The sequence below is a fragment of the Savagea faecisuis genome (genome assembly GCF_042675605.1).
Taxonomy (GTDB): domain Bacteria; phylum Bacillota; class Bacilli; order Bacillales_A; family Planococcaceae; genus Savagea; species Savagea faecisuis.
The window spans coordinates 1-545 of record NZ_JBHTJF010000047.1 but is presented as its reverse complement, the minus strand read 5'-3'; the positions used below and the strand labels follow the sequence as shown (position 1 = coordinate 545).

Annotated in this window: 1 rRNA gene; it reads right to left on the bottom strand. The window is 53.6% G+C overall.

From position 1 onward, the window contains the following. A 23S ribosomal RNA gene (locus ACFQ0V_RS13185) occupies nucleotides 1-545 on the bottom strand; the annotation flags it as partial.

The following is a 545-nucleotide window of genomic DNA, read 5'->3' as shown; positions in this document are numbered from 1 at the left end:
TCCGAGTTCTAAGGCTCCTACCTATCCTGTACAGACTGAACCGGAATTCAATATCAGGTTACAGTAAAGCTCCACGGGGTCTTTCCGTCCTGTCGCGGGTACTGCGCATCTTCACGCAGAGTATAATTTCACCGAGTCTCTCGTTGAGACAGTGCCCAGATCGTTACGCCTTTCGTGCGGGTCGGAACTTACCCGACAAGGAATTTCGCTACCTTAGGACCGTTATAGTTACGGCCGCCGTTTACTGGGGCTTCGATTCAGAGCTTCGCCGAAGCTAACCCTTCCTCTTAACCTTCCAGCACCGGGCAGGCGTCAGCCCCTATACGTCACCTTACGGTTTTGCAGAGACCTGTGTTTTTGCTAAACAGTCGCCTGGGCCTATTCACTGCGGCTCTCTCGGGCTTTCACCCTAACAGAGCACCCCTTCTCCCGAAGTTACGGGGTCATTTTGCCGAGTTCCTTAACGAGAGTTCACTCGATCACCTTAGGATTCTCTCCTCACCTACCTGTGTCGGTTTGCGGTACGGGCACCTCCCGCCTCGTTA